Source organism: Streptosporangium pseudovulgare (genome assembly GCF_014648055.1).
Classification (GTDB): domain Bacteria; phylum Actinomycetota; class Actinomycetes; order Streptosporangiales; family Streptosporangiaceae; genus Streptosporangium; species Streptosporangium pseudovulgare.
Map to the genome: position 1 here is coordinate 99,258 of NZ_BMQJ01000013.1, position 13,961 is coordinate 113,218.

Genomic DNA, 13,961 nt, shown 5'->3' on the forward strand with positions numbered 1-13,961 from the left:
CACAGGGCCACCAGGGCCTCGCGGGCCGGGCCGGCTGCGAGGTCAGGCCGGTCCCCGGCCTGGCCCCGGGCCGAATCGGTGCCGGTACTCCAATGGGGTGAGCCCGATCTTGCGGCGCATCAGCGCGCGCAGATTGGCGCCGGTGCCCAGCCCGCTGCGCCGCGCGACCGTCTCGAGGTGCGACTCGCCCCGCTCGATCAGCCGGCACGCCAGTGCGAGCCGTTCCACGGTGAGCCACGCCAGCGGCGTGGTGCCCAGCTGTGCCCGGAAGCGGCGATGCAGTGTCGCCGGGCTGACCGAGGCGCGTGCTGCGAGGCCGGACACCGTGAGCGGGGCGTCCAGATGCTCCTGGGCCCAGGCGAGGACAGGCGCCAGGGACTCATCCGGCACATCGGGAACGGGCCGCTCCACGAACTGCCGCTGCCCGCCGTCGCGGTGCGCGGCGAAGACGAGCCGCCGGCTCACGGAGTTGGCGACCTCCGCGCCATGGTCGCGGCGGACGATGTGCAGGCCCAGGTCCAGCGCGGCCGCGCTCCCCGCGGCGGTGAGGATGTCACCGTCGTCCACGAACAACACGTCCGTTTCGAGCCGGACGGAAGGGAAACGGGCCCGGAAGGAATCCGCCCACTGCCAGTGCGCGGTGGCCCGGCGCCCGTCGAGGACCCCGGCCTCGGCCAGGGTGAAGGCGCCGCTGCAGAAGCCGACCAGGCGGGCGCCGCGCGCATGCGCCCGCCGGATCGCATCGAGCACTGCGGCGCGGCGGGGCACCTCGACGTCGGGACGGTTGGGAACGATCAGCGTATCCGCCGATTCGGCCGCCTCCAGGCCGGCGACGCCCGTGAGCGTGAAGAACCCGTCCCGCATCGGCGTGCGCGGCTCAGGGGAGCACAGGCGGAAGTCGTAGAGATCGCGCCCGAGCTCGGGCCTGCGCAGGCCGAAGACCTCGGTCGCGCAGCCCAGCTCGAAGGGGTTGGAGTTCTCGTCCACGATCACGACGACCCGGTGCGGGACCGCCGCATGAGCGATATGCGAGGATTCTTGCGCCATGTGCTATTCCTAGCACTCCCGCCGATCGTGCCCGATGGGCCAGGATGCACTCGTGAGCAACGAACCCATCACCCTCGACAAGGCTCTGGCCTCCTTCGACGCTCTGTGGAGCCCCCGCGTCGTCACGCGCGTCAACGACTACGACGTACGCGTCGCCAAGGTCGAGGGCGAGCACATCTGGCACGTCCACGACGACACCGACGAGTTCTTCCTGGTGCTCGACGGGGAACTGTACATCTCCCTGCGCGAGCCCGGCGGAGAGCGCACGGTCCGGCTCCCCCGGGGGGCGGTGTTCACCGTCCCCAGAGGTGTGGAGCACAGGCCGTCCGCTCCCGTCTCGGCCGCGATCCTCATGTTCGAGCCCACCGGGACACCGACGGTCGGCGACCGCCACGCCGAGATCCCCGACCACATCGACGCGACGACGGGACACGCGCTCGACCTCTGAGGAGACCGACGAGGAGACCGACGAGGAGACCGACGAGGAGACCGACGAGAAGATCGGAGAGGAGACCGACGAGAAGATCGGCGATGTGGACGGCCCCGGGCGGCGCCACCTGAGATCATCGCGCCGGTACGGAAACGTTCCGCGAGAGGCAGGAGGCGTGGCAGTGGCACGAGTACTGGTGATCGGTCTCGACCCCGCCAGGATCCAGGGCTGGGACCCCGAGCCGATCCAGGCGGCGATGGCACGCGGCCGGGCCCGTTTCGACGATCACGGCATCGAGGCCGACTGGTGCCTGGTGGCACTCGACGACGACCCCGAAGGGGCGATCGTGGAGGCGCTGACCCGCGAAGACCACGCCTGCGTGGTGATCGGGGGCGGCATCCGCAAGCACGAGCCGCTGCTCGAGTTCTTCGAGAGGGTGGTCAACCTGGTCCGGCGGCACGCGCCCGGCGCGGCCATCGCCTTCAACAGCGGCCCCGAGGACTGCGCCGACGCGGCCCTGCGCTGGCTGCGCTAGCGGAGGGCCGCGTCGGTTCGACGTGGCGGGGCCGGGGCGTCAGGCAGCCGGCGGCGGCGCCGGGGCGGTGCGGTCACTCCTCGATGGCGCCGCCCACGGCCCGCAGGTGGTCGCGGAAGGTCAGCGAGGGGTTCTGCCGCCGCCCGGCGAGGAAGGCGCCGAAGCGCACCTGTTCGCGCAGGGTGTCGCCGCCGCGGATCCGATCGGCCTGGCGCCGCTCGGTGTCGCGGATCGCCTCGGCGAGGGTGAGGAGTTCCCCGGCGCGGTCGCCGGGGATGAAGAGCACGCCGTCGTCGTCGCCCAGCACCAGGTCGCCGGGGCCCACCGTCCACTCGCCCACGTCCGCCGACGCGAGGGCGCCCGGGGGGCGTTCGTCCAGGCGCAGCGGGCCGGTGGGCAGGGCTCCCAGGCTGAAGACGGGCAGCCCGATCCGGTGGATGTCGGCGGTGTCGCGGTGCAGCCCCCAGACCACGATCCCGGCCAGCCCGGCGGCCTGTGCCTCCAGGACCACCAGGTCGCCGACGCACGCCTCGTCGAGGCGGCCGCCGTTGTCGGCCACCAGCACGTCGCCGGGCGCGGCCCGTTCGAACGCCTCCAGGAAGACGTCGACGCTGCCGGCGTGCCGGGCGGGGGCCACCCGCCCGGCCAGGCGGTCGCCGGGCGTCACGGCGCGCAGGGCCGCGGGCGCGCACCGCACCGGAACGCGGGCGCGGATGCAGGCGTCCGCCAGGTGGGCGGTGGTCAGAGCGGTGAACCGCTTGTGAAGTTCGTGGTGGTCCATGGCCGTGCTCCCTTTCGCCGCCCGCCGCGCCATCGCCTGCCACGGCGTCCCCCGCTCGCCTTGCCGTCACCATCGAGACTGGCACGGCCGGGGGCCGGGATCAACGAGCCCGGCCCCCGGCCGTTTCGGGCCTCCCTCCCTACACCACGGCTCCGGTGCCCTCCCGGCGGGCGCGCGGCCGGGGCGCCTCGGGCGGCGGCTGCCTGCTGAACCGTTCGAGCTCGATCGCCAGCGGGCCGGCCACGAACGACGAGGACGCCGTGCCGACCACGATGCCGATGATGAGCGCGATGGCGAAGTCACGCAGGGTGTCGCCGCCGAAGACGGCCAGCGCGACGAGGATGAACAGGGCGCCGAGCCCGGTGTTGACCGTACGCGGGACGGTCTGCAGGATCGCGGAGTTGACGACGTCGGCGAAGCGGTCCCCTCGCCGCGCCTGCCACAGTTCCCGCACCCGGTCGAAGACCACCACCTTGTCGTTGATGGAGTAGCCGACGACGGTGAGCATGGCGGCCAGGAAGACCCCGTCGACGGGTTTGCCCAGCCAGGCGAAGGTGCCGACGACCGCGGCGGTGTCCACGGCGAGGGCGATGACGGCGGCGGTGCCGAACGTCCAGCGGAACCTGACCGCCAGGTACAGCAGCTGGGCCGCCAGCGCCACGGCGAGCGCGATGACCGCGTTGCGGCGCAGTTCCTCGCCCAGGCTGGGACCGATGAGCTCGTCGCGCTGCTTGGTCACCTCGCCGGCGTCGCGGTCCAGCGCCTGCTCGATTCCGGCCACGTCGTCGGCGCTGATCTGGCCGGTGCGTACGGAGATCGTGGTGCCGGAGGCGTGCACGACCGCCGCCGGATGCCCGGCCTCGGCCACGGCCCGCCGGGCCGTCTCGGTGCTCACCGGTGCGGCAGAGGTGAACTCGACGAGCCGGCCGCCGGTGAACTCGATGCCGAGGTTCAGGCCGTGCAGGAGCGGTCCGGTGACGGCGAGGACCAAAGCGGTGGCGGCCAGGGCCAGCCAGAGTCTGCCGCGGGTCATGAGGCGCGGTTCGCGGCGGGTGATCCAGGTCCGAACCCGGCCCTGCGTGGCCAGCCCTGACAGCCGGGGGCCGACCCTGCCGATGATCGGGTGGGCCAGGACGCGGGTGATGAGCATCGCCGAGATCAGCGAGGCCAGCACGCCGATGGCCAGGGTGACGCCGAAACCGCGCACCGGCCCGGAGGCCAGCCAGAACAGCAGCCCGGCGGCCAGCAGCGTGGTGATGTTGGAGTCGGCGATGGCGCTCCAGGCGTTTTTGAACCCCGCGTTCAGAGCCGCGCGCAGGCCGCGTCCCGGCGCGCGGGCGTACTCCTCGCGGGCCCGTTCGAACACCAGCACGTTGGCGTCCACCGCCATGCCGATGGCCAGCACGAATCCGGCCAGGCCGGGCAGCGTGAGCGTCGCGCCGAACGCCAGCAGCGCGGCGTAGGAGATGAGGCCGTAGGTGACGAGCGCGATGGCGGCCAGCAGCCCGGACAGCCGGTAGATGGTGACGATGAACAGCGCGGTGAGCAGGACGCCGGCGACGGCCGCTTCGGCGCTGGCCTCGATGGCCTCGGCGCCGAGGGTGGGGCCGACGGTGCGCTGCTCGATCAGGGCGAGGGGGACGGGCAGGGCACCGCCCTTGATGAGCACCGCCAGGTCCTGCGCCTGCTGGTGGGTGAAGGAGCCGGTGATCTGGGTGGACCCGCCCGGGATGCCGGTACGGCAGGGCACGGACGTGTCGACCTGGGGTGAGGAGATGATCTCCTTGTCCAGCACGATCGCGACCCGGCGCCGGTCGTCGCCCGGGTCGTGGCAGGCGGCCTGACCGGTCAGCCGCTGCCAGGCGGCGGCGTCGCGGAAGTCGACGGTGACGAACCAGGCCGGTCCCTGCTGGAGGTCGTTGCGGGCGGCGGCGTCGCTCACCCCGTCCCCGGTGATCGTGGCGGGGCCGAGCCGCAGCCGCCGCCCGGACTCGTCGGCCAGGACCTGCCCGTCCCCGGCCGCACCGGCCGTCCCGGAGCCGGGGTCGGTGCTGGGGCTGGGGCTGGCGCTGGGGTCGGCGCTGGGGTCGGGGTCGGCCTGGCCGAGCACCGGGTGGAAGGTGAGCTGCGCCGTCCTGCCGATGACCTGGGCGGCCTGGCGCGGGTCGAGCACGCCGGGCAGTTCGACGATGATCCGCCGCTCGCCGGAGCGGACCAGGGTGGGATCGACCACGCCGAGCGCGTCGGCGCGGCGGCGCAGCACGTCCAGGGCGCGGTCGGTGGCCTCGGCGTCGGCCTTGGCGGTGGGGGAGTCCCGGGTCTCGAAGACCAGCTGGGTGCCGCCACGCAGGTCCAGGCCCAGGCGTGGCGATTTGGTTACGGTGAGTAATACGGCGATGGCGACGATGACGAACGCCGCCACCGCGCGCCACAGGGGCGCACGTGACATGGAAGCCTCCACGGGCTGTCGGGGAAAAGAGACGTCAGCGCGTCGTGGAGGGCGGTGCGCGGGCCGGGGCCCGGCGCGGGCGCGGCCGTGGCGCCGCCGGAGCGGGGCCGGCCGCGATGCCGGCCGGCCGTAGGGTGCCGCCCGGTTCCCAGATGGGCGGCAGGACGGCGGGCCACGCCGGCGGGGCGGGTGTGCCGCGGGCGGGGTGCAGGCGCGGCAGAACCGGGTCCGCCCCGGCGTGGAGGGCCGGATCCGCCGCGGCATGGAGGGCCGGGCCGCTCCACCAGGCCACCGGCGCCGCGTCGGCGGACCGGTGGGCGTCGCCGGGAGGCGGCAGGAGAACGAACGCCGACAGCAACAGGAGCAGGACGGCGGGCAGTCTGCTGCGCACGTCTCCTCCTGGCCGACGGAAAGAAAAACGGAAAGAAAAAAGGGGGGTGTCGCGGCCACCGTACCCCGGCGCGTGCCCGCCCGCACCCGCGGTCCACTCGGCGGCCTCCTCGGGCAGGAGGATTCGGCGAACCGTGCCCGCCCGCACCCCCGCGGCGCACGCCGGAACGGAGCCGAAACGAATGGACATGCCTTTTCGCATCGTCTGGGCTATGGTCGGCCTCATGACCAGGTCACGGCGCAGCACAGCGGGCGGGTCCGTCGCGGCCGTCGCCGTGATGGGCCTGGTTCTGCTGTCCCTGCTGCTGGCCGGCTCGCCCGGCGCCTGGAACGGCGGGGAGCCCGCCCACCGGGCGGGGCTGTCGTCCGGCCCGGCGTGGGGCGCGGGCACGTGGGACGACGCGCCCCCGGGTCTGCCGCCGCAGGCCGCCGGAGCCCGTGAGCACCACGTCCTGTCGCTGTGGCCGTCGCGCGGCGAGCGGCAGCAGGACGCCGCTCACCTGGCGCTGCTGCCGTCGCCGGGCCCGGACGCGGACCTGATCCGTGATCCGCAGCAGTTCGCGCACCGCATCGCGGGGTCGCGCAGCCCGCCGGCCCGGGTTTCCTCGATCTAGGTCCCGTCCCGCGGCTCTCCGCCGCGGCCGCCCGGACCGGTTCCGCCGGTCGAGGCCGCCGTCAGCCGCGGGCTCTGCCCTGAGGCCGCGCCCGCGGGACACGTCCGGGGTTGCGCCTTCGCCGCCTACGCCGCCTTCGCCGTCCTTGCCCTGCGGGGCGCCGTACGGCCGGCGCGCGGCGCGGCGGAGAGCCACGGGACGGGACCTGGCCGCCGCCTTTCGTTCATCCGGTGTCTTCGGCCGCTCACGCCGCGGGGACCCGGCGCAGCGCGCGCCGGGCTCCCTCGCCGCCTGCCGCGGGGCCGAGACGCCGCCGTGGCCCCCGCCCGTGAGCGGGGTGAGCCTGCTTTCGGGCACACGCTAGGAGCGATCACCGCCATGGCCGATGTCAGATCAGCCCACATCCATCCGCAGCACCGCGAACAGCCCCCGGCCCGGCCGGAGGAGGGGCGCGGGCTGCCGCACGACCGGCTCGCCACCGCCGTTCCGCGGTCCCGCGCGGAGGCGGGCCGGGAACCGGCGGACGCCCGCACCCCGGTGCTCACCGGCGACGCCCCCGGTGAGCCCCCCGCACGCCGGGGCTTCGTGGCGCTCGACGTGGGCACCGCGCGCACCCGGTCGGTGTCGTCGGGCGGGTGCGCCATCGCCGACCGGCCGTCGGCGGTCGTCGGCCGGCCGTCCGGCGTCCCGGGCCCGGTGCGGCCCGTCCGGCACGGCGTGGTCGCCGACCCGGCGGCCTACCTGCGGCTGGTCCGGCTGGTACTGCTGGAGGCCCGCTGGTCGGGCGCCTGGCCGCCGGAGCGGGTGCTGACCGGCGTGCCGGTGGCGGCGACGCCGGACGACCGGCGGGCGGTCAGCGCCGCGGTCGCCGAGGTCGCCGGATGCGAGGCCACGCTGGTGGAGGGGCCGCTGGCCGCGGCCGTCGGCGCCGGGCTGGACGTCACCGGTCCCCGGCCGTGCCTGCTGCTGGACGTGGGGGCGGGTCTCGTCGAGGCCGTCGTCATCGAAGGCGGTGTCATCACCGACGCCGCCGTCCTCCAGCTGAGCGCCACGACCGGCACCGGCCTGCCGCTCTACGCGCTGGACGGCGTCGTCGACATGACGGCCGGTCTGCTGCGCCGGCTGCCCGGCCGCCTGCGCTCGGCCGGCCTGGTCGTCACCGGCGGAGGCGCCCGGCAGGAACGGCTGCTGGAGCGCCTGCGCGCCGCGCTGCGGGTGCCGGTCGGCGCGGCGCCCGAACCCGAGCACGCCACGATCCGCGGCCTGGTGAGCCTGTGTCCGCAGCCGGTTCCGGCGGCCCGGACCACCGTCCGCGGCCGCTGACGGCCTCGGTGCCCGTCGTCACCCTCCACGGCTCCTGAGCCTCTTCACCCCGATCATCACCGTCTGCGGCAGTTGGGCCGCTTCGGTGCCTGTTGTCACCAGGAAGGAATCCGTACCATGACCGACATCCGCCCGAAGCCCCACCTCAGCGGCATCCAGCTGCAGGCGCTCCGCGAGGACCTGCAGGAGCAGCTGGAGCGGCGCACCCGCCAGCTGGTCGGCCTGCAGGCCGAGGCGCAGGACGGCACCGGCGCCGACGGCACCTGGCAGGAGCTGGTGGTGTCCATGACCGCCGCCGACCGCGCCGTCGCCGAGATCACCCGGGCCCTGGAGCGGCTGGAGGACGGCGCCTACGGCCGCTGCGCCCACTGCGAGGCGGGCATCCCGTTCGAGCGGCTCAAGATCCGGCCGCTGGCCCGCTACTGCGTCGCCTGCCAGCGCCTGCACGAGGCCGCCTAGCGTGCGGGCCGGGTGGGGGCCGTGAGGGGCGGCCCCCACCCGGCGGCGCGGCGATCCGACCCGGCCGCCGGGACGGATCAGCACGGTCGTGCCCCGCGCCCGCCGTACATGCCGTGCGGGCGCCCGGCCGGGTCGCGCGGGGCGGCCCGGGCCGGATCCGGGCGGCCCGCACGGGGCGGCTGCGGGACAATGGGGCCCATGCGCGCGAGCCGTCTGCTGTCACTGCTGCTGCTTCTGCAGACCCGGGGACGGATGACGGCCACCGAACTGGCCCGGGAGCTGGAGGTGTCGGTCCGCACCGTCTACCGGGACGTGGAGGCGCTGTCGTCGGCCGGGGTGCCGGTGTACTCCGACCGCGGCCCGGCCGGCGGCTACCGGCTGCTGGACGGCTACCGCACCCGCCTCAACGGCCTGACCGCCGAGGAGGCGTCCTCGCTGTTCCTGGCCGCGCTGCCCGGGCCCGCCACCCAGCTGGGGCTGGGGGAGGTGGCCGCCAACGCCGAGCTGAAGCTGCTGGCGGCGCTGCCGCCGGAGCCGCGCTCGCACGCCACCCGGATGCGTGAGCGTTTCCACCTGGACGTGCCCGGCTGGTACCGCGGCGCCGACGAGGCGCCCTTTCTGACGGAGGTCTCCGAGGCGGTGTGGGACCAGCGGCCGCTGCGGATGACCTACCGCCGCTGGGGGCCGCGCGACGTCGAGCGGGTGGCCGAGCCGTACGGGCTGGTCCTCAAGGGCGGGTCGTGGTACATGGTGGCCGCCGTCGGCGGGGGAGAGCCGCGCACCTACCGGGTGTCGCGGATCGTCAGCGCCGAGGTGCTCGGCGGGCGGTTCGAACGGCCCGCCGGGTTCGACCTGGCCGCCTACTGGGAGCGCTACGCCGCCGACTTCCGCCGCCGGATGTACACCGCCGAGGCGGTGGTGCGGGTCGCGCCGGGCGTCGAGGGCCTGCTGCGCTACACCGTCGGCGACGACGCCGCGGACATCGCGCTGGCCGGCGCGGGCGAGCCGGACGAGCGCGGCTGGGCGGTGGTGCGCCTGCCGATCGAGTCGGTCCGGCACGCCCGCTGGCTGCTGCTGCGCCTGGGCACCGACATCGAGGTGCTGGAGCCGCCGGAGCTGCGGGCCCTGATGGCCGAGACGGCCGCCGCGCTCGTCACCCTGTACGGCGAGGCGGGCGGTTGACCGGTCGCCCGCGCCGGTCACGGCCGTGACCGGCGCGGCGGCTCCGTGCCGCCGGAGCCGCCGCCGGACGAGATGTGTTCCGCGCGGACGTTCGGGGGATCGCGCGTCGCGGCTACATCCCCGCTAGTCCCCGGCCATCACGGTGAAGGCGAATCCGGTGCTCGTCGGGCGGTGCAGCGGAACGTCGCACTTGATCCGGCGCAGGACCTCGTTCCTGCTGAGGCCGAGCCCGTGCGCGATGAGCCGCTCCGGGCGCACCGGCACCGGATCCGCGAAGGCGACCTCCACCCGGACCGGCCACGCCTCGCCGGGCCGTGCCGGCGGGGCGTCCAGCCGCCAGGCCCCCTTCCAGTCCAGGGTGAAGCGGTTGTGCCGGGCGAGCAGCGGATCCAGCAGCCTTTCGGCCACCAGCTCCGGATCGTTGGCGTGGTAGCCGTCGAGCTCGGCCGGATCGAAGGATCTGACCGGCGCCCGATCGTGCACGGTGAGCTTGCTCGTCCGGTCGCAGGACACGCAGCGGACCAGCAGCCACACGTCCAGCAGCTTGCCGTTGGCGTTGACGCGGAACCTGCCCTCGCCGGTGGTGGCCGACTCCGACCGGCAGTCCACGCACCGCAACGACAGCAGAGGCAGCCTGGTCCGGCGGACGACCCAGGGCAGCACGATATGAGGTTGTGAAGACATGATCTCTCTAGACCTGACACGAGGCCGATTACGCGCGGCCTCAAACGCTGTATGACCGGGCGCACGAGGGCAGCCCGGCGGAGCCGGCGAGAGCGTCGGCTTGAAGGTGAGCGGAAGAAGGTGTCAGGTCTAAAGAGCAGGCGGGGTCACGCGGTTCTGTCCTCTGTTCCTCACTGTGACGGGGCCGCAGGCACCCTACGGGAACGCGGAGAGAGGGCTCAAACGGTTTTCCGGCGGCGGTGGTCCCCGCCCGTTCGAGCTCACCCCGGCGAGTCCGCAGCCGGACGCTCCGGGCCCCGTCGCGTGGTCCGGCGGGGTGAGGCGATCAGCGTCCGTGGACGTTGACGGCCATGCCGCTCAGACGCCCCTCCTCGGCGATGTCCAGCAGGGTGCTCGCCACGTCGGCCCGGGTCAGGGCGCGCGGCTTGGCGAGTGGTCCGCGGCGGATCGCGACCGCTCCGGTGGCGGACCGGTCGGTGAGCCGGGTCAGCCGGACGATGGTCCAGTCCAGGTCGCTGGTGCTCACGGCCCGTTCCAGGTCGCGGGCGTCGGCGTAGGGGGTGGCCAGCAGGCGGTGCAGCAGCCACATGAGCAGGTAGGGCTTGCGGGCGACGATCGGGTAGGGGGTGGTGGCGATCAGCCGCCGGACCCCGGTCCCGGTCATGGCCTGGATGACGGTGCGGGTGGCCTGGGCCGCGCGGTGCGGGTCGCGGCCGTCGCCACCGTTGATGATGGAGATCACCGCGTCCGCGCCCGCCACGGCCGCGCGCATTTTCTCCGGGTCGCGGCCGTCTCCTTCGACGACGGCGTGCGGTCGTGCTTGCAGGGCGGCGGCGTCGCGGGTGAAGGCGGTGACCCGGTGGCCGCGGCGCAACGCCTCGGTGAGGACGTGGCGGCCGGTGCGGCCGGTGGAGCCGATGAGGGTGAGGTTCACGGCTCCACCGTCCGGGTGATCGAGCCGACGCGGTGAACCCGCCCGCCGGGGGTGAGCCGGGCGAACTGGCGGACCTCGATTCGCAAGGTCTTGTCCTTTACGGTCAGGGCGGTCATGGTGCGGCGGGCGTCGGCCCGGTCGGCGTCGACGAGCGTCTCGTGGAGCCGGATGCCCGGCTCGCGGGTGTTCCTGCGGGCCGGCCGGCGACGGTGACGATCAGGATGGTCAGCATGAAAGCGGCCAGCGCGGTCAGGGTGCGCAGGGTGTGGAACAGCTCCCATCGCTGGAAGACCTGGGCGTAGTCCTCCGGGATCGGGCCGGCGGCCCATTTCCGGAAACGCGCGTGCAGCGGGATGTTGCCGAACACGGTGATCAGCAGTGAGGTCAGCGTCAGCGCGCCGGCGCCGAGCGCCGTCCGGCGGGTCCGGCCGCGGCCGGTGATCGCCAGGCCGAAGGTGGTGAGGATGGCCAGCGCCATCGCGCTCTGCATGACCGGCTCGTTGACCTTCATCATCGTGGTGTGGAAGGTCAGGCGCACATCCAGCGGAACGGCCCCGAACGTGGGGATCACGTTGGCCGCGCCGTATCCGAACGCGCCCGCGAGCAGCCCGGTGGCCAGCAACGCCGCCCCGTGGATGTACCTGGCTGGGGTTCTCATGACCGGTAATCGTCGTCCGGCCGGGGTCCGGCGGCGTCCCGCCCGCGGAGTCATCCGCCCTACTCCCGCCGGAGCCGGTGGCAGGCCGGGCCGCGACGCCGTACGACGCCGGGGGTAGTCCGCGGTACGCCTCCCGGCGATCGGGTGCCGGTCCACCGGAAGGGATCCCGCCGGCGAACGGCGACGCCGGGCCCTCCCCGCTGATCACGTGAGCCGTACGCGGTCACTGTCGCCGTCGGACAGGAACGACGCCAGCGCCCGGCCCTCCTCGGCCACCGCGTCGCGGTCGGCGCGGGAGAGGGAACGCAGCGGGGTGACGATCACAGTGCCGTCCTCGACGGTCCAGGTCGCGGCGACGCGGCCGTCGACCAGGGCCATGCGGGCACCGGCGACCGACAGGCCGCGGTCGGTGTCGTCGATGATGCGGCCGCGGTCGTGGTAACCGAGGATCGTGTTGTCGAACGCCGGCAGGAACCGTACCGGGGCGGGCGTGTCCGGGTCGGGGCGTGGCGCGTCGGGGAGGTCGAGCAGTTCCCGTCCCCGCTCGTCGCGGAAGGAGACCAGTTCCCCGCGGATCGCGGCCACCGCGGCCGGCAGTCCGGCCAGGCCGCACCAGGCGCGCAGGTCGGCCACGGCGGCGGGGCCGAACGCGGTGAGATAACGCCGTACCAGCGTCTCACCCACCGGATCGGTGCCGTCCGCGGGCGGTGGGTCGATCTCCCGCCCCAGCCATGAGGAGAGCGGGACGTTGCGCACCCCCGCCTTCGTGCGCCACAGCCCGCGCGGCGGCAGTTGCGCCATCGGGACGAGGGCGGCGACCAGCATCTCGCCCAGCGCCCGGTGTCCCGGCTCCGGCCAGCGGCCGGCCAGCGCCCGCGCGAGCTCGCCCATCGAGCGCGGCTCTCCGTCGGCCATCACCGCCCGGCCCGCCGCCGCGAGCTCGTCGAGGTCCGTCCCGGCGAGCTCGCGGCGGTAGGTTCCGAGCACCCGCCGGCGCAGCATGAGGTCGTGGCGGGCCCGCCAGGCCAGGGCGTCGCCGGCGGCGAGGAGGTGGACGGTGCGGCGCATGAGGTGGGTGCGCACCACGTCGCGCCGGATCAGCAGGTCCGACAGCACCGCCGGGTCGAAGCCGCGCAGCCGTGACCAGAGCCCGGTGAACGGCTCCTGCGGTTCCTGCGCCTGCAGGCCGCACAGGTGCGCGACGGCGTCGAGGACCGGCAGGTCGGCGCGGTCGAGCAGCAGCTGACGGGCGAGCGTCGCGCGGTTGAGCGCCCGGATGCCGAGAACGGTCATCGGGTCAGGCCGCCGCACGCTCGCCGGCCGTTCGCGCGCGATGTTCGCCGCGGAGGGAGAGGGACGGGCATATCGCTCCTGTCGGTTCGGGACGCCGCGCGGCGCCCGGTGGAGGACAACGGTCGCAGGAGTAGAGGTCAGGATGTGGCCGCTACTTGCGGCACGATGGATTCCATGCCGAAGACCTCAGCGCGACTGCTGGCCCTGCTCTCGCTGCTCCAGACACGCCGGGACTGGCCGGGGGCGTTGCTGGCCGAGCGGCTGGAGGTCAGTCCGCGTACCGTGCGCCGTGACGTCGACCGGCTGCGTGAGCTCGGCTATCCCATCGCGACGTTCAAGGGACCCGACGGCGGGTATCGGCTGGACTCCGGCACGCGGCTGCCTCCGCTGCTGTTCGACGACGAGCAGGCCGTCGCCCTGGCCATCGCGCTCCGGACCGCCGTCACCGGTGGCGCCGGCATCGAGGAGGCGGCGGCCCGCGCGTTGAACACCGTACGGCAGGTCATGCCCGCGCGACTGCGCCACCGGATCGACTCCCTCCAGGTCACCGCCGTCGAGCGGCCCGCGTCCCGGCCGGCCCCGCAGGTCGGCCATGAAGTGATCATGGTGCTCGGCGCCGCCGTCCACGCCCGTGAGGTGCTGCGCTTCGACTACGGTCCGCGGTCCTCGCCGCGGCGGGCGGAGCCCCATCACCTCATCACGTGGGGCGGGCGCTGGTACCTCGTCGCCTGGGACCTCGACCGCGAGGACTGGCGCACCTTCCGCGCCGACCGGATCGTCCCGCGCCTCCCGGCCGGGCCCCGCTTCACCCCGCGCGAGCTGCCCGGGGGAACGGTGACCGCCTTCGTGGCCGGCAGGTTCCTGGGCTCCGACGGTTCCGGCGACCAGCCCTGCCGCGGCGAGGTGATCCTCGGCCTGCCCGCGGCCGACGTGTCCCCCTACGTCCGCGACGGGGCCGTGGAGGAGCTCGGTCCGGACCGTTGCCGGCTCGTCCTGGGCTCGTGGTCGTGGACCGGCCTGGCCTCCGCCGTCGGCAGGTTCGACGCCGACATCGAGGTCGTCGGCCCGGCCGAGCTCAAGGACGCCTTCGCGCGCCTGGCCCGACGCTTCGCCGACGCCTCCGCGTAGTGCGGCCCGGTCCCGGGACCGGCTCGCTCACCGGTCCCGAGGACGAGGACGCGC

General features: G+C 74.5%; 15 protein-coding genes. 7 read left to right on the forward strand and 8 right to left on the reverse strand.

The annotated features are described in order from the left end of the window. Window positions 1-42: 42 nt before the first annotated feature. Window positions 43-1,047, reverse strand: coding sequence for a GlxA family transcriptional regulator (locus IEZ10_RS24540; RefSeq protein WP_189248875.1), 1,005 nt, complete (start codon window positions 1,045-1,047; stop codon window positions 43-45). 52 nt (window positions 1,048-1,099) lie between these two features. Between IEZ10_RS24540 and IEZ10_RS24545 the strand changes: the two genes are divergently transcribed. Both IEZ10_RS24545 and IEZ10_RS24550 read left to right on the forward strand, forming a co-directional pair. Then, window positions 1,100-1,495 (forward strand): cupin domain-containing protein, encoded by a 396-nt coding sequence (locus IEZ10_RS24545; protein WP_189248876.1) that lies wholly within the window; start codon window positions 1,100-1,102, stop codon window positions 1,493-1,495. 163 nt (window positions 1,496-1,658) lie between these two features. After that, window positions 1,659-2,012, forward strand: coding sequence for a hypothetical protein (locus tag IEZ10_RS24550; RefSeq protein ID WP_229811603.1), 354 nt, complete (start codon window positions 1,659-1,661; stop codon window positions 2,010-2,012). 73 nt (window positions 2,013-2,085) lie between these two features. Here the strand turns inward: IEZ10_RS24550 and IEZ10_RS24555 are convergent, their stop codons facing one another. From IEZ10_RS24555 to IEZ10_RS24565, 3 genes are all read right to left on the reverse strand, one after another. Then, window positions 2,086-2,793 (reverse strand): RraA family protein, encoded by a 708-nt coding sequence (locus IEZ10_RS24555; RefSeq protein ID WP_189248878.1) that lies wholly within the window; start codon window positions 2,791-2,793, stop codon window positions 2,086-2,088. 139 nt (window positions 2,794-2,932) lie between these two features. Further along, entirely contained in the window at window positions 2,933-5,242 is a 2,310-nt protein-coding gene (gene secD / locus IEZ10_RS24560) for a protein translocase subunit SecD (protein WP_189248879.1), read from the reverse strand. A 34-nt stretch (window positions 5,243-5,276) separates the two neighbouring features. Next, the gene (locus tag IEZ10_RS24565; protein WP_189248880.1) at window positions 5,277-5,633 is read right to left on the reverse strand and encodes a hypothetical protein; all 357 of its coding nucleotides are present in this window, start codon (window positions 5,631-5,633) and stop codon (window positions 5,277-5,279) included. Window positions 5,634-5,856: 223 nt separating this feature from the next. Here IEZ10_RS24565 and IEZ10_RS24570 point away from each other — a divergent pair, with 223 nt between their 5' ends. From IEZ10_RS24570 to IEZ10_RS24585, 4 genes are all read left to right on the forward strand, one after another. After that, complete coding sequence (locus IEZ10_RS24570) at window positions 5,857-6,246, forward strand: hypothetical protein (RefSeq protein WP_189248881.1); 390 nt, start codon at window positions 5,857-5,859, stop codon at window positions 6,244-6,246. A 378-nt stretch (window positions 6,247-6,624) separates the two neighbouring features. Then, window positions 6,625-7,569: a rod shape-determining protein gene (locus IEZ10_RS24575; RefSeq protein ID WP_189248882.1), complete on the forward strand. Its 945-nt coding sequence runs from the start codon at window positions 6,625-6,627 to the stop codon at window positions 7,567-7,569. A gap of 117 nt (window positions 7,570-7,686) precedes the next feature. Next, window positions 7,687-8,028, forward strand: coding sequence for a TraR/DksA family transcriptional regulator (locus IEZ10_RS24580; RefSeq protein WP_189248883.1), 342 nt, complete (start codon window positions 7,687-7,689; stop codon window positions 8,026-8,028). A gap of 198 nt (window positions 8,029-8,226) precedes the next feature. Beyond that, entirely contained in the window at window positions 8,227-9,210 is a 984-nt protein-coding gene (locus IEZ10_RS24585) for a helix-turn-helix transcriptional regulator (RefSeq protein WP_189248884.1), read from the forward strand. A gap of 123 nt (window positions 9,211-9,333) precedes the next feature. On the opposite strand, the gene IEZ10_RS24590 is transcribed toward IEZ10_RS24585, so the two are convergent. The 4 genes from IEZ10_RS24590 to IEZ10_RS24605 form a co-directional block, all read right to left on the reverse strand. Next, a complete protein-coding gene (locus tag IEZ10_RS24590; protein WP_229811604.1) occupies window positions 9,334-9,873 on the reverse strand; it encodes a DUF1062 domain-containing protein in 540 nt (179 codons plus the stop codon). 346 nt (window positions 9,874-10,219) lie between these two features. Beyond that, window positions 10,220-10,828 carry an NAD(P)-dependent oxidoreductase gene (locus IEZ10_RS24595; RefSeq protein WP_189248886.1) on the reverse strand — a complete coding sequence of 203 codons (609 nt, stop codon included), beginning with the start codon at window positions 10,826-10,828 and terminating at the stop codon, window positions 10,220-10,222. A gap of 112 nt (window positions 10,829-10,940) precedes the next feature. Further along, window positions 10,941-11,486, reverse strand: coding sequence for an anthrone oxygenase family protein (locus IEZ10_RS24600; RefSeq protein ID WP_189248887.1), 546 nt, complete (start codon window positions 11,484-11,486; stop codon window positions 10,941-10,943). A gap of 204 nt (window positions 11,487-11,690) precedes the next feature. Next, window positions 11,691-12,779, reverse strand: a complete 1,089-nt coding sequence (locus IEZ10_RS24605) for a winged helix DNA-binding domain-containing protein (protein ID WP_189248888.1) — start codon at window positions 12,777-12,779, stop codon at window positions 11,691-11,693. A gap of 174 nt (window positions 12,780-12,953) precedes the next feature. Between IEZ10_RS24605 and IEZ10_RS24610 the strand changes: the two genes are divergently transcribed. Next, window positions 12,954-13,907 (forward strand): helix-turn-helix transcriptional regulator, encoded by a 954-nt coding sequence (locus IEZ10_RS24610; RefSeq protein WP_189248889.1) that lies wholly within the window; start codon window positions 12,954-12,956, stop codon window positions 13,905-13,907. Window positions 13,908-13,961: the final 54 nt, after the last annotated feature.